The 322-nt window shown below is 67.1% G+C and carries 1 protein-coding gene; it reads left to right on the plus strand.

Annotation, left to right across the window (positions count from 1 at the left end; translation table 11 throughout):
• Window positions 1-281 (plus strand): hypothetical protein (locus EEB11_RS19720; protein ID WP_167852827.1); only part of this gene is annotated, 281 nt, incomplete at its 5' end.
• Between the last annotated feature and the right edge of the window lie 41 nt (window positions 282-322).

Raw genomic sequence — 322 nt, forward strand, 5'->3', positions numbered from 1 at the left:
CCCTCGCCCGGGCTGCGGGCGACAACCGCGGATTTCTGGCCTTTATCGGCAAGGCGCTGCGCAATCACCCGCTTGTGGGTCCGGCCTTTCTTGCCTGCATCCTGCTGGAACGTCTGAGCGCGATCTTGTCCCCGCGACCGGGGGTCCGCTTCGAAGACCTGTCTGCCGATGCGCCGCTGAGAAAGCCGGATCTGGCCCTGCTCGATCGTTTGCAGGCCGCTGCGGTAGGGCAGGCGATCAAGGGCAGCGGTCTGTCTGGGCCGGAGGGGAGAGCCGCATGACGACGCAAAGCCCGGCGACAGGCAAGACATCGTCCGGCTGG

Origin of the sequence: Pseudotabrizicola sediminis, from assembly GCF_004745575.1 — a bacterium.
Classification (GTDB): Bacteria; Pseudomonadota; Alphaproteobacteria; order Rhodobacterales; family Rhodobacteraceae; genus Pseudotabrizicola; species Pseudotabrizicola sediminis.